Source organism: Sphingomonas bacterium, from assembly GCF_028292945.1.
Lineage (GTDB): Bacteria > Pseudomonadota > Alphaproteobacteria > Sphingomonadales > Sphingomonadaceae > Sphingomonas.
Map to the genome: position 1 here is coordinate 1 of NZ_JAQGLJ010000109.1, position 19,104 is coordinate 19,104.

19 protein-coding genes and 2 pseudogenes are annotated in these 19,104 nt (G+C 68.7%); 13 read left to right on the top strand and 8 right to left on the bottom strand.

Annotation, left to right across the window (positions count from 1 at the left end; all coding sequences use genetic code 11):
- Positions 1–526 (top strand): FAD-dependent oxidoreductase (locus tag JWN21_RS11685; protein ID WP_367182941.1); only part of this gene is annotated, 526 nt, incomplete at its 5' end.
- A gap of 74 nt (positions 527–600) precedes the next feature.
- Here the strand turns inward: JWN21_RS11685 and JWN21_RS11690 are convergent.
- From JWN21_RS11690 to JWN21_RS11700, 3 genes are all read right to left on the bottom strand, one after another.
- Positions 601–1,770 carry a glycosyltransferase family 4 protein gene (locus JWN21_RS11690; RefSeq protein ID WP_299650168.1) on the bottom strand — a complete coding sequence of 390 codons (1,170 nt, stop codon included), beginning with the start codon at positions 1,768–1,770 and terminating at the stop codon, positions 601–603.
- A 93-nt stretch (positions 1,771–1,863) separates the two neighbouring features.
- On the bottom strand, positions 1,864–4,221 hold the full coding sequence (locus tag JWN21_RS11695; RefSeq protein ID WP_299650171.1) for an EAL domain-containing protein: 2,358 nt from the start codon (positions 4,219–4,221) through the stop codon (positions 1,864–1,866).
- A 100-nt stretch (positions 4,222–4,321) separates the two neighbouring features.
- Positions 4,322–6,085, bottom strand: coding sequence for a fatty acyl-AMP ligase (locus tag JWN21_RS11700; RefSeq protein ID WP_299650174.1), 1,764 nt, complete (start codon positions 6,083–6,085; stop codon positions 4,322–4,324).
- 94 nt (positions 6,086–6,179) lie between these two features.
- Here JWN21_RS11700 and JWN21_RS11705 point away from each other — a divergent pair, with 94 nt between their 5' ends.
- The 5 genes and pseudogenes from JWN21_RS11705 to JWN21_RS14005 form a co-directional block, all read left to right on the top strand.
- Positions 6,180–6,722 carry a RecX family transcriptional regulator gene (locus JWN21_RS11705; RefSeq protein ID WP_299650176.1) on the top strand — a complete coding sequence of 181 codons (543 nt, stop codon included), beginning with the start codon at positions 6,180–6,182 and terminating at the stop codon, positions 6,720–6,722.
- Positions 6,723–6,792: 70 nt separating this feature from the next.
- Positions 6,793–7,374 carry a cold shock protein gene (locus JWN21_RS11710; protein ID WP_299650179.1) on the top strand — a complete coding sequence of 194 codons (582 nt, stop codon included), beginning with the start codon at positions 6,793–6,795 and terminating at the stop codon, positions 7,372–7,374.
- Entirely contained in the window at positions 7,371–7,850 is a 480-nt protein-coding gene (locus JWN21_RS11715) for a DUF192 domain-containing protein (RefSeq protein WP_299650182.1), read from the top strand. Before JWN21_RS11710 ends, JWN21_RS11715 begins: the two co-directional genes overlap by 4 nt.
- A gap of 76 nt (positions 7,851–7,926) precedes the next feature.
- Positions 7,927–8,319, top strand: coding sequence for an NADH:ubiquinone oxidoreductase subunit NDUFA12 (locus JWN21_RS11720; RefSeq protein ID WP_299650185.1), 393 nt, complete (start codon positions 7,927–7,929; stop codon positions 8,317–8,319).
- Between the two features lie 200 nt (positions 8,320–8,519).
- Positions 8,520–8,753: pseudogene (locus JWN21_RS14005) on the top strand (DUF2155 domain-containing protein); the annotation flags it as partial.
- 35 nt (positions 8,754–8,788) lie between these two features.
- Here the strand turns inward: JWN21_RS14005 and aat are convergent.
- The 5 genes from aat to JWN21_RS11750 all read right to left on the bottom strand — a co-directional run bounded on the left by aat (position 8,789) and on the right by JWN21_RS11750 (position 12,113).
- Positions 8,789–9,508: a leucyl/phenylalanyl-tRNA--protein transferase gene (aat, locus tag JWN21_RS11730; protein WP_299650188.1), complete on the bottom strand. Its 720-nt coding sequence runs from the start codon at positions 9,506–9,508 to the stop codon at positions 8,789–8,791.
- Between the two features lie 66 nt (positions 9,509–9,574).
- Positions 9,575–9,955, bottom strand: a complete 381-nt coding sequence (locus JWN21_RS11735; RefSeq protein ID WP_299650191.1) for a hypothetical protein — start codon at positions 9,953–9,955, stop codon at positions 9,575–9,577.
- 54 nt (positions 9,956–10,009) lie between these two features.
- Complete coding sequence (locus JWN21_RS11740) at positions 10,010–11,275, bottom strand: type VI secretion protein ImpB (protein ID WP_299650195.1); 1,266 nt, start codon at positions 11,273–11,275, stop codon at positions 10,010–10,012.
- 152 nt (positions 11,276–11,427) lie between these two features.
- Positions 11,428–11,841, bottom strand: a complete 414-nt coding sequence (locus JWN21_RS11745) for a type II toxin-antitoxin system VapC family toxin (protein ID WP_299650198.1) — start codon at positions 11,839–11,841, stop codon at positions 11,428–11,430.
- A complete protein-coding gene (locus JWN21_RS11750; RefSeq protein ID WP_299650201.1) occupies positions 11,838–12,113 on the bottom strand; it encodes a type II toxin-antitoxin system VapB family antitoxin in 276 nt (91 codons plus the stop codon). The genes JWN21_RS11745 and JWN21_RS11750 overlap by 4 nt, the downstream gene beginning before the upstream one ends.
- A 99-nt stretch (positions 12,114–12,212) precedes the next feature.
- Between JWN21_RS11750 and JWN21_RS11755 the strand changes: the two genes are divergently transcribed.
- The 7 genes and pseudogenes from JWN21_RS11755 to JWN21_RS11785 all read left to right on the top strand — a co-directional run bounded on the left by JWN21_RS11755 (position 12,213) and on the right by JWN21_RS11785 (position 18,993).
- Positions 12,213–13,181, top strand: a complete 969-nt coding sequence (locus tag JWN21_RS11755) for a cysteine synthase A (protein ID WP_299650204.1) — start codon at positions 12,213–12,215, stop codon at positions 13,179–13,181.
- A 98-nt stretch (positions 13,182–13,279) separates the two neighbouring features.
- The gene (locus JWN21_RS11760) at positions 13,280–13,504 is read left to right on the top strand and encodes a hypothetical protein (RefSeq protein ID WP_299650207.1); all 225 of its coding nucleotides are present in this window, start codon (positions 13,280–13,282) and stop codon (positions 13,502–13,504) included.
- A gap of 245 nt (positions 13,505–13,749) precedes the next feature.
- Positions 13,750–14,250, top strand: coding sequence for a division/cell wall cluster transcriptional repressor MraZ (locus JWN21_RS11765; RefSeq protein WP_299650210.1), 501 nt, complete (start codon positions 13,750–13,752; stop codon positions 14,248–14,250).
- Positions 14,247–15,182: pseudogene (gene rsmH, locus JWN21_RS11770) on the top strand (16S rRNA (cytosine(1402)-N(4))-methyltransferase RsmH). The gene JWN21_RS11765 and the pseudogene rsmH overlap by 4 nt, the downstream one beginning before the upstream one ends.
- A complete protein-coding gene (locus tag JWN21_RS11775) occupies positions 15,179–15,856 on the top strand; it encodes a hypothetical protein (protein ID WP_299650213.1) in 678 nt (225 codons plus the stop codon). Before rsmH ends, JWN21_RS11775 begins: the two are co-directional and overlap by 4 nt.
- Entirely contained in the window at positions 15,853–17,559 is a 1,707-nt protein-coding gene (locus tag JWN21_RS11780) for a penicillin-binding protein 2 (protein ID WP_299650216.1), read from the top strand. The genes JWN21_RS11775 and JWN21_RS11780 overlap by 4 nt, the downstream gene beginning before the upstream one ends.
- A gap of 3 nt (positions 17,560–17,562) precedes the next feature.
- Complete coding sequence (locus tag JWN21_RS11785; RefSeq protein ID WP_299650219.1) at positions 17,563–18,993, top strand: UDP-N-acetylmuramoyl-L-alanyl-D-glutamate--2,6-diaminopimelate ligase; 1,431 nt, start codon at positions 17,563–17,565, stop codon at positions 18,991–18,993.
- The last annotated feature ends 111 nt before the right edge of the window (positions 18,994–19,104 follow it).

Consider the following 19,104-nt stretch of genomic DNA (forward strand, 5'->3'; position numbering starts at 1 on the left):
TATCGACACCGATCCTTATGGCCGGACCAATGTCGAGGGCATCTGGGCGATCGGCGATGTGACCGGCCCGCCATGGCTGGCGCACAAGGCGAGCCATGAGGGCGTGATCGCGGCGGAGGCGATTGCCGGGCACGCCGGGGTGCATCCGATGGACAAGGCGAACATCCCGGGCTGCACCTATTCGCGCCCGCAGGTGGCGTCGGTCGGGCTCACCGAGGCGAAGGCCAAGGAGGCGGGCTACGAGCTCAAGGTCGGCAAATTCCCCTTCATCGGCAACGGCAAGGCCATTGCGCTTGGCGAGGCAGAGGGCTTCATCAAGACGGTGTTCGACGCCAAGACCGGCGAGCTGCTGGGCGCGCACATGGTGGGCGCCGAGGTGACCGAGCTGATCCAGGGCTATGTCGTCGCGCGCCAGCTGGAGACGACCGAGGCGGAGCTGATGGAGACGGTCTTTGCGCACCCGACGCTGAGCGAGATGATGCACGAGAGCGTGCTCGCCGCCTATGGCAAGCCGATCCACATCTAGCGGACGATCAAACCGCACTAGGTGCTTCCCCTGCTTCCGCCGGGGAGGGCCGATCTGGCAGCGTTGGATCGGGTCTAGCCGTTGACGATCGCGTGCAGCCGCCTCGCTGCATTTGCCCAGCTCGCCTCGTCGCGCGCCGCCCAGGCGGCATCGCGCAGGCGGTGATAGGCGTCGCCGCGCCGAGCGAGATCGACCAGCAGCGCGGCGATGTCCGCCGGAGTGGCGTCGGCAGCCACCAGCAGCGCGCCGGGGCCGGCATGTTCGGGCGCGCCGTCGACCGCCGGACCGATAGCGGCAAGCCCAAGCGCGGCGTATTCGCGCTGCGCCATGCCGCCGAACTCCGCCCGGCTGAGCAGGCAGCCGACCTCCGCCCCTGCGACGGCGGCCACGAAACGGTCAGCGTCGCGACGCTTGTCGATCTGGCCCAGCCACTCGACCCCGGCGGTGGCAGCGAGCGGGGCCGGTAGCGCATCCGGCGGGCAGCCGATCACCGTCAGCGTCAACGTCGCGCCGCCCGCGCGCGCGATCGGCATGGCCTCGATCAGCCGATCCAAGCCCTTGCGCATCCCGCCCATGCCGACGAACACGAGACGCAAGGGTCCTCCGGGCGTTGGCGGCCGAGGCTGACCATGCCACCGGCCATAGCTGTCGGGCTCGAGGTTCGCGCCCGGCACGACGACATGAACGCGCTCGGGCGAAACGCCATAGTCGGCGACCACGCTGTCCGCGGCCCACCTGCTGTGGCAGATCACGCCGGCAGCGGCATGGTAGCCGCGCCGCTCGCGGACCAGGGTCTCCTCGACAACGGACGGCGGCAGCGGGCGTGGCGTGTAGTCGGCGGAGGCCCAGAGCTGCGTCAGCGTACCGTCGACATAATACCAGCGGGCAAGATCGGGGGCGTCGATGACGCGGTCCGGCAGCACCTGATAGCAACTCATGATCGTCCGCCCGGCCAGCGGCTGACCGCGCCACAGCCGGTCGAGGAACAGCGACGAATATTGGAAGCCGCCGACTTTGCCGGTGCGGAGCAGCCGCATCAGGTTCCAGGCGCGACGCAGCCGCTCGCCAGGCCGATCCAGTACCAGCCCGTCGAACGCCAGCCCCTCCGATCCCGCGCTTTCGATCAGGTGCGCCGCCGTGCCGCTCCACTGCGCACGATCGTTCGCGTTTCCGGCGATCGCCATCCAGATCGTCGCAGGTACGGACAATGACAACGCCTCGCGGTTCACGCCATGCTGCGGCATCGGTTCAACCGGGGCAAGCAGCGATGGTCTTCGCGCGGTTGCTGACGTCAGGCGGGCGAGCGGCACCGCTGCGGGTCAGGCTCATTCAGCCGATCAGGCGGCGTTTCGCTCCATGTACTGGCGATTGGCCAGCTCGCGGGCTTCGGCCACGGGCAGGGGGCGGCCGAAGAAATATCCCTGCACCTTGCTGCAACCCAGTTCCTGGACCAGCTCATGCTCGGCTTCGGTTTCGACTCCCTCGGCCGTGGTCGCCATGCCCAGGCTTTTGGCGAGTGCCACCACCGCGCGGATGATCGCGATCGCCTCGCGGACACCCTTGGCCGCGCCCTGCACGAAGCTGCGGTCGATCTTGATGGTGGAGAACCGCGTCCGCGACAGATAGCCGAGCGACGAATAGCCGGTGCCGAAGTCGTCGAGGCTCAGTTTCACGCCCAGGTCGAGCACGCGGTCGAGCACCTTGGTCGCGCCCAGCTCCTCGTGCATGAACACGCTTTCGGTGACTTCCAGCTCGAGGCGTTCGGCGGGCAGGCCGCTATTGGCCAGGGCCGACGTCACGGTGGAAACGAATTGCGGGTTCTGTAACTGCTCCGCCGAGACGTTGACCGCGACCCGCACGAAATGTGGCCACTGCGCCGCCTCGTGGCAGGCGGTGCGCAGGACCCAGGCCCCGATCGGCTCGATCAGGCGAGCCTCTTCGGCAAGCGGGATGAACTTGGCCGGGCTGACATTGCCATGTTCGGGCGATTGCCAGCGCAGCAGCGCCTCGAAGCCGGTCAGCCGGCCGGTGCCCGCATCCACCACCGGCTGATAGTGGAGGTGCATCTCGCCCTTCTCCAACGCGCCACGCAGCGAGATTTCCAGCACGCGGCGCTCCTCGGCCTGGACGTGCAATGCCGGTTCGTAGGATTGAAAGACGCCACGGCCGGCATCCTTGGCGCGGTACAGCGCCAGATCGGCGGAGCGGATCAGCATCTCCGCACTGCGACCGTCGCGCGGGCCGGTGGCCAGCCCGACCGATGCGCCGATGTACAGCGTGTGCTGGTCGACCTCGTAGGGACGCGACAGCGTCTCGATGATCGAGCGTGCGAGCTTTTCCACTGCGGCGGTGTCCGTGGCGTCGCGCACCACGACCGCGAACTCGTCGCCGCCCAACCGGCCGCACATGGAATTGTCGCCCATCAGTTGTGCCAGGCGCTCCGACACGCGGCTGAGTAGCCGGTCGCCGACGGGATGACCAAGTGTGTCGTTGACCGCCTTGAACCGATCAAGGTCGATCATCATGAAGGCGCAGCGCTTGCCCCATTTCTCCGCCTCGTTGATTGCCCGGACCAGCGTCTCGTTGACCATCAGGCGATTGGGCAGGCCGGTCAGCGTGTCGAACCGTGCCATGCGGTTGATCTTGTCGGCCGACGCGCGCTGTTCGGTGACATCGGAGCCGACGCCCCGAAACCCGGTGAACGCCCCGCGCTCGTCCTGGCGCGGACTGGCGGACAGTTCCCACCAGCGTTCTTCGCCGTTGATATGCACGGGGAGTCGGAGATCGCGGAAGCTCTCGCGTGCCTTGAGCTTCTCCGCCAGCACGCGCAGCCCGCTCGCGAAATTGCCATTCTCCCAAGTCGGGCCGGCGAGCACCTGCAGGAACGGCATGCCGTTGATCGAGAGCGAGTCGAGCCCGCACGCGACTGCGAAGCGGGGCGAGGCCTTGATGACCCGGCGGGCGGCGTCGGTCTCCCACAACCAGTCGGCGCTCTGGTCCTCGAACTCGCGCAGCAGCATGCTGACGGTCTCGTCGCGCTCTTCCAGCGCCATCTGCGCGGCGCGGATCAGGACCAGGCTGCGCGCGCGGCCGGCGCAGACCAGCGTCATGATCGCGACGAACAGGCCGACGCCGCCAGCCGCGGCAGGGGCGCCGTGCCAGCTGAGCGAGCCGGCCAGACTGAGGCCAACCGTCGCCAGGAAGGCGAGTGTGGCCAGGGCGAGCGGGGCCATCGCCAGTGCCGCCGCGCTCATCAGGACCACCAGGATGAGACCCAGCCCAGCCAGCGCGCCGACCGGCGCATGCGGTGCCAGCACGACCGGAACGATGGCCCAGGCGATTCCCAACGCGAGCCCTCCCCATACGGTGGCGCGCAGGTCCTCCTGACGGGCGTAACCGTCGGAGCGATGATGCGAGGCGAGCCGCTGCACGGTGACGAGCGTCGCGATCACGCAGGTGGCGACTGACCAGGCGGCGAGCAGCCACCAGGGCACCGTCGTCGACAACAGCAACAGGGTCCCGACCGCGGCGACAAGGTTCGTTCCGAGAAGAAACAGCGCCAGCTCGCGCCCTGCCTGTAGCTGGGTGGCGCGGATGCGGCCCCACTCGGCCGGATCGGCCCCCTCCTTCAGCCCAAGCAGCGTCAGGAGCGAGAACCCGACGGGTCCGGCAGCGGGAGAGGAGACTTGGGCCACGTCTCCCTGTTAGCGACAGTAGGTTATCGCTTGGTTTCCGACGCCCCCCGCCGCGCAAATAATGACGATGTTGAGTGGGTCACGGGGTCCGCGCCAGGGGTCAGGCTGCGATGTCGTACGGCTTGATCTCGCCCGCGAGGTACAGGTTGCGCGCCTTGGCGCGGCTGAGCTTGCCCGAGCTGGTGCGTGGCAGCGTGCGGGGCGGGATCAATTCGATGACGCAGTTCATGCCCGTCACCGAGCGGACGCGCTCACGGATCTCGTCGCGGAGCCGGCCGCGCTCGGCGTCGTCGAGGCTGCGGCACTGCACCAGCACCGCGGGCGTCTCCTCGCCCGACGGCGTCGTGATCGCGAACGCGGCGATGTCGCCAGCCTTGAAGCCGGGCAGCTGCTCCACCGCCCATTCGATATCCTGGGGCCAGTGATTGCGGCCGTTGACGATGATCATGTCCTTGGCGCGACCGACGATGTAGATATAGCCGTCGGACATATAGCCCATATCGCCGGTATCGAGCCAACCATCGCCCATGCACGCGGCGGTCGCGTCGGGGTCGCGGAAATAGCCGACCATCACCGATGGCCCCTTGCACCAGAGCTTGCCGATTGCGCCTTCCGGCAGAAGCGCACCGTCCTCTTCGCGAATCTCGACGGTCATGTCGCGCACCGGCTTGCCGCAATTGACGATCGCGCGGAACCTGGGCGGGCGAGGACCGCCGCTGCCACCCAGATCGCCGCCGCCAGACAGCTGCGTCTCCTCGACCAGTTCGACCCGGATGCCTTCGCCCGGCGGCATCAGCGACACCGCGAGCGTCGCCTCGGCCAGTCCATAGGAGGGAAGGAAGGCCGAAGCCTTGAAGCCCGCATGGTCGAAGGCATCGACGAAGGCCTGCATCACATCGGGCCGGATCATGTCCGCCCCATTGCCCGCGACGCGCCACCGGGACAGATCGAAACGTTCGGAGGCCTTGGTCTGCGACGACATGCGGCGGGCGCAGATGTCGTAGCCGAAGGTGGGGGAGTAGGAGAGCGAGGTGCCGGGATTGCGCGTGATCAGATCGAGCCACGCGAGCGGACGCCTCGCGAAATCCTCCGTCTTCATGTAATCGGTCGAGACCTGATTGGCGACGGGCGACAGAAAACAGCCGACCAGCCCCATGTCATGATACCAGGGCAGCCAGGACACGCAGCGATCGCTTGGCTGCAACAGCATGCCATGGCCGTGCGCGGCAAGATTGTTGAGCAGGGCGTGGTGCGTGATCGCAACGCCGTGGGGAAAGCGCGTCGAGCCGCTGGAATATTGCAGATAGGCGATGTCGGCACCGTCGGCCTGCGGCAGCGGCGCCTCGGATGGGACGCTGTCGGCGAACACTACCCAGTCGATCGCCTCGACGCCTGCCAGTCCGGCGGCCTCGGTTGCGAAGGTGGCGAGTTCTGGCGGAAACAGCAGCAGCTTGGGATCGCAGCTGGCCAGCTGCACGCGCAACTGCTCGACATAGGATTCGCGGCCCCCGAACGAGGTCGGCAACGGCAACGGCACCGGCCACGCACCGGCATAGATCGCGCCGAAGAACAGGGCCGCGAACTCCGGCCCGGTCTCCGCAACCAGCGCGACGCGATCCTCCGGCGCGATACCGGCGGCGACGAGCCGTCCCGCAGCGGCGAGCGCATCGGCACGAAGTTCGCTGAATGGGTAAGGGCGGGTCAACGTCCCGCGCGGGTCATGGAAGTTCAGGCCGCGCTTGCCGTTGGCGGCATAGTCCAGCGCTTCGCCCAAGGTCGCGAAGTCGGCGTACCGGCGCGGTCGGCCGTCATCGGTCAAGGTCGGGGTCAGGGCGGGGGTGCCGGCCGGGGGGTCGCTCGCCATGATGATCCTTATGTAGCCCGACCGCTCATTCGCCCATGTGCATCTTGCCGTGCCGCGTTCGCAATCGGGTGCTACTGTGGCACAAACATGGCGCATGAAACCGCCTCGATCCCAACTGCCGCCATTGGACACGGTTGCGCTGGAGCGCCTCGCGCTTCGATATGTGGAGCGGTTCGCGACGACGCGCGGCAAGCTGTCCGACTATTTGCGGCGCAAAATCCGCGAGCGGGGCTGGGAGGGCACGCCGGCGGACCCGACAGCGCTTGCGGAGCGGATGGCGGCGTTGGGCTATGTCGACGATCTCGCCTGGGCGCAGGGCAAGGCGGCGGCGCTCAACCGGCGCGGCCTCGGCGCACGCCGCGTGTCGGGCGCGCTGATGCAGGCGCGGGTGGAGGAGGCCGATCGCGAGGCGGTGGCCCCCGACGTGGCGGCACGCGCGGTCGAGGCGGCGTTGGCGTTCGCGCGGCGCAAGCGGCTGGGGCCATGGGCACGCGAGACACTCGATCGGTCCTCGGATCGGGTCGCGTACGACAAGCAGCTCGGGGCGATGCTGCGTGCGGGGCACCCCTTGGACCTCTCGCGCCGGGTCCTCGCTTTGCCCCCCGGAGTTGACCCGTCCCTGGACGACCTGCGTTAGGTTTTGACCGACTACCGATTGCGGCGCGGCGCTGGGGTCGATAGCACGCCTCCAGGGGTTTGTAGCGTGTATGCGTGACGAGACGCGACCATTCGACGAGAATTTCGACGCCGGTTCGCTGGCGCCTGTCGGCGTGCCTGATCCGGTCGCGATAGCGGGCGTAGTGAAATGGTTCGATGTCACCCGCGGGTTCGGCTTCGCGGTGGCGGACGATCCCGCGATCGGCGACGTGCTGATCCACTTTTCCGTTCTGCAGCCGCACGGCCGCCGCTCGCTTCCCGAAGGTGCCAGGGTGGAAGCGTTGGCGGTGCAGCGCGGTCGCGGTTTTCAGGCGCGCGAGATCACCGCGATCGATCTGACCGACGCGGTCGCCGAACCGCTGCCACGGCGCGCGCGAGAGGGGGAGCGCGTCGATCCGGCCGCGCTGGTCGACATGGCGGGCCCGTTCGAACGGGTGACGGTGAAATGGTTCAATCGGCTGAAGGGCTATGGTTTCCTGATCAGGTCCGCCGATGGCGCGGACGTATTCGTCCACATGGAGACGCTGCGCCGGGGTGACGTCCATGCGGTCGAACCGGACCAGCCGCTGCGCGCGCGGGTCGTTGAGGGCCGCAAGGGACCACTTGCGGTAGCGATCGAGGAGGACCGGTGAGGCTCGGACTTGCGATCGCAATGCTGGCGCTCGCGGCCTCCGGCTGCACGCCTGGCGACACCGATGCTGCGGCGACCGGAACGGTCACGCGCACGCTGCCGGTGACGATCACGGGGCCGGGCGGCACCCACCGCTTCGATGTAGAGGTGGTGGGAACTGCTGCCGCGCAGGAGCGGGGACTGATGTATCGCACCGACCTGAAGCCCAATGGCGGGATGTTGTTCTGGCCCTATCCCCCCGGCGGAGGCGCGCCGCGCCCGGCGAGCTTCTGGATGAAAAACACGCCAACGCCGCTCGACATCATCTTCATCCGCGCGGACGGCACGATCGCGCGCCTGGCCGAGAACACCATCCCCTTTTCGGAAACGCCGATCGCGTCGGGGGAACCGGTGGCGGCGGTACTGGAGCTGGTCGGCGGCCGCGCCGCGGAGACCGGGGTGAGCGAGGGCGACAAGGTGAGCTGGCCGGGGCGCTAGCCGCCATTGCTGGCGCGATGCGACTAGGCATGTCGCCGCTGTTGAACCCGTCGGGCCGCACCGCTACGGCATCATCATGGGCATCAACCTCAACCCCTTCACCTGGTGGAACGGCGCCAGCTGGGGAACCATGCTTGGCCTTCGCGGCAAGACGCGGGTGGGCGAGGACGCACTGGGCAATGTATATTGGGTCGGCGGCCGCGACACGCATGGCAACCCGCGCCGCTGGGTGATCTATCAGGGCGCCAATGACGGCAGCCGCGTGCCGCCCGACTGGTTCGCATGGTTGCATCATCAACTCGACGACGTGCCCGCGCAGACGCTACCCGTCGCGCGTAGCTGGCAGAAGCCGGCCGTCGCCAACATGACCGGCACCCCCTTGGCCTATCGGCCCGCGGGCGCCTTGGAGAAGGGCGGACGACGCGCGTCGGCCACCGGCGACTACGAAGCGTGGGTGCCTGACGAGTGAGCACGCCCCTGCGCTGGCTCGCGGCCGCGCTGCTCGCTTTGGCACTGGCGACTTCCGGATGGTTCGGCTGGCGCGCGTGGCGTGGGCCTGATGCCGCGCCGGCGGTGGTGCAGGACCTCGCCGACGACGCGGCCGGGGCGGAGACGGTGCAGACCGTCCGCATGGACGCGCCGACGATCGCCACGACGGGCACGACGCCGATGGCGGAGCGGGTGACGGTGCTGGGGCTGCTCAACAAGCGCAACGGCGATGCGCGCGACGTGACGTTGAAGCCGGGCCAAGGCGTGGAGATCGGGGACGTGCGAATCCGGCTGCGCGCGTGCGAGCGTACCGCGCCGTGGGAACCCGAGCAGCTGACCGGCGCCTTTGCGCAGGTCGACATCCGGGGCGTCGATCGCGTGTGGCGACGGCCGTTCTCCGGCTGGCTCTACAAGGAACGCCCGAACATCAATGTGGTGCAGCACCCCGTCTATGACGTCTGGGTCAAGAGCTGCACGATGTCCTTTCCCGTGAGCGGACCGGAGACGGAGCGGCTCGCCACCTCCGCGCCACCATCCAACGCGAAGAAGTCGACCGGTGGTGCCGGCGCGGTGGCGGCGGACACGCCGACGAAGCCGGTCAACGCCGCGGACAGCGCCACGAGGTAGTCGGCGCGATCGACCTCCTTCGCGCCCAGGCTGGCGAGGTGCGCGGTCTGGAACTGACAGTCGAGCAGGGAGTAGCCGCCGACGCGCAGGCGGGCGACCAGCCAGGCGAGCGCGACCTTTGAGGCGTCGGTGGCGCGGCTGACCATCGATTCGCCGAAAAAGGCGCGACCCAGCGCCAGTCCGTAAAGGCCACCGGCGAGCCGATCGCCATCCCAGCATTCGATCGAATGGGCGAAGCCTTGTGCGTGCAACTGCCCGAACACTTGCTCGATCGCGCCGTTGATCCAGGTGTCCGGGCGGTCGGATGCGGATTGGGCGCACAAGGCCACGACCTGCGGGAAGGCCTTGTCCACCGTGACCCGGAAACGATCGGCGGCGAGCGTGCGCCGAAGCGAGCGGCCGAGATGAAAGCCGTCGAGGGGCAGGACGGCGCGCCGGCGCGGCTCGACCCAATAGACCGAGCGCGCCTCGCGCGCATCCGCCATCGGGAACACGCCGACCGCATAGGCGCCCAGCACGAGCTGTGGGTCGAGCTGGTCCATGCGCGTCAGCAGGTGACCCTCGTCATGCCGGCGTTGCGCCGGGATGACGAGGTGGCCGTCATCGGATCAGGAGTGACATTCGATTGCCGACTTGCCGGGCCGCGTCAGGGTCACGCCCTTTTCGCTATCGCCGGTCATCGACCACCCGCCCTCTGCGGTCAGCGGCTCGCCGGCGGTCGCGGCCTTGAGCAGCGTGCCCGTGGCATCGGCGGCATCCTTGACGACCGCCTGCGTGTCGCCTTCGAAGAAAGTCACGAAGGCGAGGCTGTTGTCCTTGCAGCGAAAGCTCTTGTCCGCCTTGATTGCGGGCGGCAGCTCGATCGCGGCGAGGTTGGCGGCGGCGGCCTCGTTCGCCGCGGCGGCGGCGTTGGCGGCTTCCTGTTTGGAGTTGCAGGCGGCCAGCGGCAGCAGGGCCGCGGCGGTGAGGAGGAGAATGGCGTTCTTCATGACGAGCCTTGCTTCGCGCATGCAGCATAAGTCGTCAAGACCGACACAGAACCGTCATTCATGGAACTCGCTCAGTTCCGGAATGCGGCCGAACGCGATCTTGGTGCCGACCCGGTCGATGCGGCCGCCGCCCAACGGCCCGACGCTGACCGCGTTGCGACCCCAGCGTTCGTTGATCCGGTCCATAGCGCGGCTGAGCTGCAGCCCCCGCGTCTCGCGCGCGAGCGGGTCTTCCGGGTCGAGGTGCGCCCATAGCGACGCCTGCTCGCCGGAGACCGGCTCGATCTCGGCCAGCGTCACGCCGATCATGCGCAGCCGGAAGCCGCCGGTGCGCCGGCGGCTGGCGTCGAGCAGCTGTGGAAACAGCGCATCCAGTCGTGACAGGATGACGAAACTGTCCTCGGTCGCCGGCAGCTTGATGGAGGCGCGCCAGCTGGTCTTGTCATCCTCCCACTTGCCGTGAAGGATCAGCAGCCGCGCCCGGCAGCCCTTGCGGCGCAGCCGGCTCCCCGCCTTGAGCGCGAGCCGGCGTGCGGTCAGACGTGCGGGCTCGGTGCCACGGTGCGAGGGCGACAGGACGTGGCTGTGGCCGATCGTGCGGCTCTGCGTCGGCTTGTTCGGGAGGTCGACGCCGTGAAGCAGATACCAGAGCCGATCGCCGTCCTGCCCGCCCCAGGCGTGCCCCGCGTCGCGCGGCCGGCGGGCAAGCAACTGACGGATGTCGTTGACCCCATCGCGCGCGAGCCGTGCCTCCATCTTCGCGCCGATCCCGGCGATCTCGCGTAGGCCCAGGGGGAACAGCGCATGCGGCAGGTCGCGCGCCTCGAACACGACGAGCCCGTCCGGCTTCTGCAGATCGGACGCGAGCTTCGCAAGCAGGCGGTTGGGGGCGATGCCTACCGACGAGGTCAGTCGCTCGCCGACGTGCGCGCGGATGCCGGCCTTGATGCGCCCCGCCAGGGCGATCGCGGCCTCGCGACCGTTCTCGTTGTCGAGCAGCCGGCAGGCCATCTCGTCGATCGAGCAGACCTGCGTAACCGGGATGTGCTTCCACACCTCGGCGACGATCGCCTCGTGGAATTCGACATAGCGTTCGTGGCGCGCGGGCGTGACGATCAGCTCGCGGCATTTCTGCTTCGCCTCCCAGACCGGGGTGCCCGTCTTGATGCCGAACCGTTTGGCTTCGATCGACGCGGCGATGGCGACGGTGGTGTCCGAGCCGACCGGCGCGACGATGATCGGACGCCCACGCAGCGACGGCTGCAGCTGTTGCTCGACCGAGGCGAAGTAGGAGTTGAGGTCGAGGAACAGCCACCGCAAAGGGCGGGGAGGGAGATCGGGCGACACTTCCCAAAGGTCGCGCAGATCGCGTCTTTTCGCGTCAGTCTGTTCGATGGCGGCAAACGACTCGGACGCAGGCATGATTGCGGAACGTTAGCGGAACGCGCGCTTGTAGGACAGCATTGCTGGGTTCAGCGCGGAAACGCTGATTCCGGCGCGAGGAGCAAGTCGGTGTGGTTGAAGTCGTTGCCCTTGAAGAGCAGCGGCTCGCCGGTCACCTTTGATAGCGCATAGGCGAAACAGTCGCCGAAGTTGAGGCAGGCGCGATGACCGGAGCCGCGGCCGTAGGTCGCATAGCCGAGCGCGGCAGCAGCGGCCTGCCGCTCCTCGACAGGCGACGTCTGGATGTCGAGTGCTGCTGCGAAGCTGGCTTGGACGGTGGCAGGCGTCCGGATGCCGAACCGCCGCACCAGCACCGTGCCGAACTCCATCCAGCAACCTGCCGAAACCAAGCGGCCTTGTGCGCGCGAAAGTGACAGGAGGAAGCGCGGTCGCTCGGGCTCGTCTGCAAACATTGCCACGAGGGCGGAGGTGTCAATGATCAACGCGCGAAGCCGTCCGGCTCGTTATCGTCGTAGATCGACTCCATGATCTCCCACGATGTCATGGCGCGGGTCTCGGGCGGCATGTTCCGGCGGACCTCGTCGATGAGCTCGTTGGCTCGCCTGATCCGTTCGGCGATCTCCTCCTCGCGACGGCTGCGATCGTTGCGGACCGCCTCGCGGATGGTGGCCGTCACCGTGCGCCCGGTTTGGGCAGCGTACTCTCTCACCTCCCGGACGGTAGCATCGTCCTTGATGTTCAGCTGTGATGCCATGTCTACCTCCTTCAGCGAAGATTCTACCATCGGTGACACTACGCGGCAACGCAGGCGAGGTTGCTTGGCCAGGGACGCGGGACCGAATACACGGTCGTCATGCCCACGCTTCCCGACACGCTCGCCCTGATCGGTAACACGCCGCTGGTCCGGCTCGCCGGCCCGAGCCAGGCAGCCGGCGCCGACATCTTCGGCAAGTGCGAGTTCACCAATCCCGGCGCGTCGGTGAAGGATCGCGCCGCTCTGGCGATGGTCGAGGACCATGAGGCGCGGGGCAGCCTGACGCCGGGCGGCACCATCGTCGAGGGCACCGCCGGCAACACCGGCATCGGCATGGCGCTGGTGGCGAACGCAAAGGGCTACAAGACGATCATCGTCATGCCCGAGACGCAATCGCGCGAGAAGATGGACACGCTGCGCGCGCTGGGCGCGGAGCTGGTGCTGGTGCCGGCCGCGCCCTATTCGTCACCCTGCCATTTCGTGCACACGTCACGGCGCCTCGCGGAGGAGACGCCGGGCGCGGTGTGGGCGAACCAGTTCGACAATGTCGCCAACCGGCGCGCGCATGTGACCGGAACGGCGGAGGAGATCTGGACGCAGATGGACGGCCGGATCGACGGGTTTACCTGCGCGGTCGGCACCGGCGGCACGCTGGCAGGCGTCGGGCTCGGGTTGAAGGCCAAGGACGAGCGCATCTGCATCGCGCTCAGCGATCCGCATGGCGCGGCGTTGTATGACTGGTACGCCCATGGCGAGCTGCGCAGCGAGGGGTCATCGGTAGCCGAGGGGATCGGACAGGGGCGGATTACCGCCAATCTGGAAGGCGCGCCGATCGACACGCAGTTCAGGATCTCGGATCAGGAAGGCTGGGACTGGACCCGGCGGCTGCTGGAGGAGGAGGGCCTGTGCCTGGGCCTGTCGTCGGGGATCAACATCGCCGGGGCGGTGCGGCTCGCGCGACAGCTGGGTCCGGAAAGCCGGGTGGCGACGATCCTGTGCGATACGGGGTTTCGTTACCTGTCGACGCTGTACAATCCGGAGTGGCGCGCGGGGAAGGGGCTGAGCTGACGATCTTCGGAGCGCCAAGACGAAGATTCGACAAGTCTGATCGGGTTCGATACGCTGGCGGCTTGAGCATGGCGTCTTCACCTCAGACCAGCCAGCGCGTGAAGGTCGGAGCGATCGGCCTGGCGGTCGTCGTGCTGCTGATCGCCCTCGCCAGTGCCGTGCTCGGCTCCGCCAGCCGCGAGCGACCGGTCAGCGCCCCGGGTGGCGCCAAGGCCGACATGGTCGCCAACATGGCGCTAGGCAACGATGCGGCATCCAGCGAGCCTTTGGCCGACATGGGCGTGTCGCCCGGCGGTCAGAACGAGTCCGCCGCGGACCACTGATTCAGTCGTTATCGAGATGTCTGTCGGGCCGAGTTGCCCGGCGGGCTGCTGCACGCACCCTCATGCGTAATCATCAACAGGATTCCCCTGAAATCCCCTAAAATCCCGTTGCATCCCCGAATGCTCCGAGATACACCCAGGTAACAGCAGGGGCATTCTCTTCGGTCGCGTCGTTCGCGGGCGGGAGGCGACGAACGTCGCTTCTCGCAACGAGGATGCATGCCCCGCTGGTGGGGATGTATGCGTTGTCGAATCGAGGCTGGTATCAAGGAGATGGCATCGGCCTTGTCGACGACAAGGGCCGCGTTTCCATCCCTGCGGCCCTCCGCCAGACGCTCGCCGCCAACTACCCCAAGGCGAACGGCAAGGACGGCGGCACGGTGATCGTCGGCACGCATCAGAAGCACCGTTGCCTGGTCGCCTATGACCCTGCCTATCTCGATATTCTGGTCGCCAAGCTGGAGAAGCGCGAGGCGGAGAACACCGCCGACGACGGCGAGCTGGATTACAACATCAAGCGTCGCGCCGCGGCCGGCGAAGCGGTGCCGTTCGACGGCTCCGGCCGTTTCATCATGCCCGCCTTTCCGCGCCACTACGCCCGCATCAAGGGCCACGCCTTCTTCTACGGCGTCCTGGACATGATCGAGATCTGGGACCCGAAGACGCTGATCGAGACGACGGACTATCCCGACGTCGTGAAAGAGATGGCCGAGTTCCAAATGGCCGAACGGGGTGCGCAGCTGTGAACGCCGCCCCCCAACACATCCCGGTCCTCCTCGACGAGGTCGTGTCCGCGCTCGCTGCTTCCCCCGGCCAGCGAATAGTGGACGCGACGTTCGGGGCGGGTGGGTACACGCGGGCGCTCCTGCAAAGGGGCGCCCGCGTGATCGCTTTCGATCGCGATCCCGATGCGATCGCCGCCGGCCGCGCGCTGGCGTTGGACGACCTTACGCTGGTGGAGGGCAAGTTCTACGCGCTCGAACAGGCGGTGACCTAGCCGGTCGACGGGCTGACGATGGACGTCGGCGTCTCGTCGATGCAGCTCGACCAGGCGGAGCGCGGCTTCGCGTTCGGTCAGGACGGGCCGCTCGACATGCGGATGAGCCGGATCGGACCGTCGGCGGCGGACTTCTGCAACGAGGCGGACGAGGACGAGATCGCGAACGTGATCTTCCGCTACGGCGAGGAGCCGAAGTCGCGGCGGATCGCGCGCGCGATCGTCGCCGCCCGGCCGCTGACCCGTACCGGCGAGCTGGCGCGCGTCGTGCGGCGCGCGCTCGGCTGGCGCCCGCACGACAAGAAGGACCCCGCGACGCGGACGTTTCAGGCGATCCGCATCCACATCAACCGCGAGCTGGACGAGCTGGCGGACGGGCTGGCAGCGGCCGAGCGCGTGCTCAAACCCGGCGGACGGCTGGCGGTGGTGACGTTCCACAGCCTGGAGGACCGGCTGGTGAAGCGGTTCCTGCGCGACCGGTCGGGTGCCACGCCCGGCGGCTCGCGACATCTGCCCGTCGGACCGGCGGAGCGCGATCCGAGTTTCGAGGGCGTCGGCAAGGCCGTGCGCCCCGGTGAGGCCGAGCTGGCGCGCAACCCGCGCGCGCGCTCGGCGACGTTGCGGACGGCGCGGCGGACAACCGCGGCGGCATGGTCGGAACCAGTAGGAGTAGGCGTATGACGGCGGCGTATCGCCTGAAGGGCATCGGCTGGCTGGCGGCACTCGCCGTGGTCGTGCTCGGCTTCTACCTCGTCTCGTCACGGGTCGCGTCCGAGCGGCAGAAGCTGGACGTACTGAACCGCTCGATCGCGGCCGCCGAGCGCGATATCCGCGCGCTGGAAACCGAGTTCGACACGCGGGCCAATCTGGCGCAGCTGGAACGGTGGAACGGCGATACGCTGTCGCTCGCCGCGCCCACGGCCGCGCAGTTCCTGCACGACGATGCCGCGCTTGCGTCGTTCGACCCTTACGCGGTCGGGCTGCCGGGCGTGAAGGTCGCGGCGCTGGTCGTGCCGGCGATGGCCCTCGAGGCCGCCCCTACGCCAGTCGAGGTGACCGCCGCTACGCAGGCCCCCGCGCTTGCACCGGCACCGGCACCGGCATCGGCAGTGATCAAGGTTGCTGCGCTCGCTCCGGTCCGCCCGGTCATCACCGATGCTGCAATTCGCGCTGTTGCGCCCAGCGGCCGCGACGCTCCGGCGATCGCGCGACTCGCCCAGGCGGCGCGAGCGACGGCGGCGGTGGCGAAGGTGCGGCCGCAGGCGGTGGCGATGCTGGACCGCCAGCTGCTGTCCGACACGACATTTGGTGACATCATGAGCGGAGCGCGCCGGGAAGCGGGTCGCGGACGGTGACCATGGTCGTCGCCCGCCCGCTGCCGGCGCGGCGCGGCAACCAGCGCGGTGCGCTGGTCGCGGTGGCACATACCCGGCTGATGATGGGGATGCTGCTGTTCGCCGCCGCGGTGGCGCTCGTGATCGGCCGGCTGGCCCTGCTGGCGGCGTTCGGCGGCGCGGAGGCGCGCGCGACCGTGGCGACGCTGGCGGCGCGCAGCGACATCGTCGACCGCAACGGGCATCCGCTCGCGCGCACGATCGACGCATGGACGATCGCCGTCCATCCGCGCCAGATCATGGGCGACAAGTCGGAGCTTGCCGGCAGGCTCGCGGCGCTGATGCCCGATCGGGGCGATCAGACGTGGTTTCATGCACAACTGACCAAGGACGTCGCCTTCACCTATCTGCAGCGCCGTGCCGCGCCGGCACTGGTCGAGCAGGTCAACGCGCTGGGCGAGCCGGCGCTGGTGTTCGCGCGCGAGACGCAGCGGCTGTACCCGCAATCGACCATGGCTGCGCACGCGCTGGGCTTCCTGTCCGCCGACGGGCACGGGATGAGCGGGATGGAGCGGGTGCTGGATGCACAATTGCTCGATCCCAAGGCCCGCGGCGTGCCGGTGCAGCTGTCGCTCGATACGCGCGTGCAGGCGGCGATGGAGTCCGAGCTGGGCCGGGCGATGGGGGCCTATCAGGCAAAGGCCGCCTCGGGGCTGGTGCTGGACGTCCACACCGGCGAGCTGCTGGCGATGGTGTCGCTGCCGGTGTTCAACCCCAACCGCGTCGGCATGGCGGGCACGGAGCAGCTGCGCAACGTCAACACCCAGAGCGTCTACGAGCTGGGTTCGGCGTTGAAGCCGATCGCGATCGCGGCCGCGATCGACTATGGCGTCGTGACGTCGATGTCGCGCCGCTTCAATGCGGCGCAACCGCTGAAGGTCGGTCGGTTCACGATCAAGGACGACCATGCGCAGAACCGCTGGCTGAACATCCCCGAAACGCTGATCCATTCGTCCAACATCGCCACCGCGCGCATCGCCGACGAAATCGGGGCGGCGCGGATGCAGGCGTGGTTCCGCAAGCTGGGCTTCGACAAGAAGCCGGAGATCGAGCTGATCGAGAAGGGGCGGACGCTGTGGCCGACCTTCTGGGCGCGGACGACGACCATGACGACGGCGTACGGACATGGCATGGCGGTGACGCCGCTGCACCTCGCAAACGCCTACGCGACGCTCGTCAATGGCGGCATCGCCCGGCCCGCGACGCTGCTGAAGAAGCCGGCCGGACCGGTTCCGGGCACGCGCGTGATGAGCGAGGCGACCAGCGCGCGGCTGCGCCAGCTGCTGCGGCTGATCGTGCTGGAGGGCACCGGTCGCAAGGCCGAAGCGCCGGGCTATCGCGTCGGCGGCAAGACCGGCACCGCCGAGGTGGCGACCGGCGGGGGTTACGCCAAGAACGCCAACGTCTCCACCTTTGCCGCCGCGTTCCCGATGGATGCGCCGCGGTTCGTGGTGATCGCGATGATGGACTCGCCCAAGCGCGTCGAGGCGAACCAGTTCCAGACCACCGCCGCCTATACCGCCGCGCCCGTGGTCAGCCGCGTGATCTCACGCACTGGCGCCATCCTGGGTGTGTTGCCCGACGAGCGCCGCGAGGTCGATCTCGCGGACCTTCGCCCGATGATCTGGCGCGCGCCGGGCGAGGTTGGCGCGCATGGCGAATAGCACGTGAAGCTCGGCGCGCTGACCGGCAACGGCGAGGGGGCCGCCGTGACCGGCTTCGCGATCGACCATCGCAAGGTGGCGCCCGGCACGGTGTTCGGCGCGTTCGCCGGCGCGCGGGTGAACGGGGAAAGCTTCATCGCCGACGCGGTGCGTTCCGGCGCGGTGGCGGTGGTGGCGCGTCCGGAGGCCGTCGTAGCCGGCGCGGTGCATGTTGCCGACGACGAGCCGCGACAGCGGTTCGCCGAGCTGGCAGCACGGTATTTCGCGCCGTTTCCCGACGCCTGCGTTGCGGTGACGGGAACCAACGGCAAGACTTCGACCGTAGAGCTGACGCGGCAGCTGTGGCGGATGGCCGGGCACCACGCGGCGTCGATCGGCACGCTGGGCGTAACCACGGCGGACGAGCGCGTGACGACGGGGCTGACCACGCCCGACGTGGTGACCTTCCTGTCCAATGTCGCCGGGCTCGCGCGCGAGGGCGTGACGCACCTGGCGTTCGAGGCGTCGAGCCACGGCCTGACGCAGTATCGTACCGAGGGCCTGCCGGTGGCGGCAGCGGCGTTCACCAACCTGAGCCGCGATCATCTCGACTATCACGGCGACATGGCGGCGTATTTCACCGCCAAGCTTCGGCTGTTCTCGGAGGTGCTGAGTTCCGACGGCGCGGCGGTGGTGTGGGCGGACGACCCGGCGGCGGCGCGGGTGATCGATCTGGCACGCGAGCGGGGCAACCGGCTGCTGACGGTCGGCGAGCGGGGCGACTGCCTGCGGCTGGTCGGGCGGGAGCCGACGCTGTTGGGGCAGGGGCTGACGATCGAGGCGGAGGGGCGCACGCATCATGTGCGCCTGCCGCTGATCGGCGGCTATCAAGCCGCCAACGCACTGGTCGCAGCGGGGCTGGTGATCGCGACCGGCGGGCCGGTGGCTGAGACGCTCGCCAATCTGGCGCGGTTGCAGCCGGTGCGCGGGCGGCTGGAGCGGGCGGCGATCACGCGGTCGGGTGCGCCGGTCTATGTCGACTACGCTCATACCCCCGATGCGATCGCGGCGGCGGCATCGGCGCTCAAGCCGCATGCGGGCAGCCAAGGATCGAAGGGCCGGCTGATCCTGGTGTTCGGCGCAGGCGGCGACCGCGATGCCGGCAAGCGCGAGGACATGGGGCGCGTCGCGATCGAAAGCGCGGATCGCGTGATCGTCACCGACGACAATCCGCGTACCGAAGACCCCGCCGCGATCCGCGCGGCCGTGCTGAAGGGCGCGATCGGTGCGGCCGAAATCGGGGACCGGCGCGACGCGATCGCGACGGCGGTGGCGGACGCCGGGCCGCAGGACATCGTGCTGATCGCGGGCAAGGGCCACGAGCAGGGGCAGGTCGTCGGCGATCTGGTGCTGCCGTTCGACGATGTCGCCGTGGCGCGGGAGTGTTGTTCGTGACTGCCCTCTCCCGCAAGCGGGAGAGGGACAGCCGCCAAGGGCGGCAGGGGGAGGGTATGACGTACGTCGCTGAGCCCACGCCTGGTTCTCATGTCGGGCCTTCACCCTGGC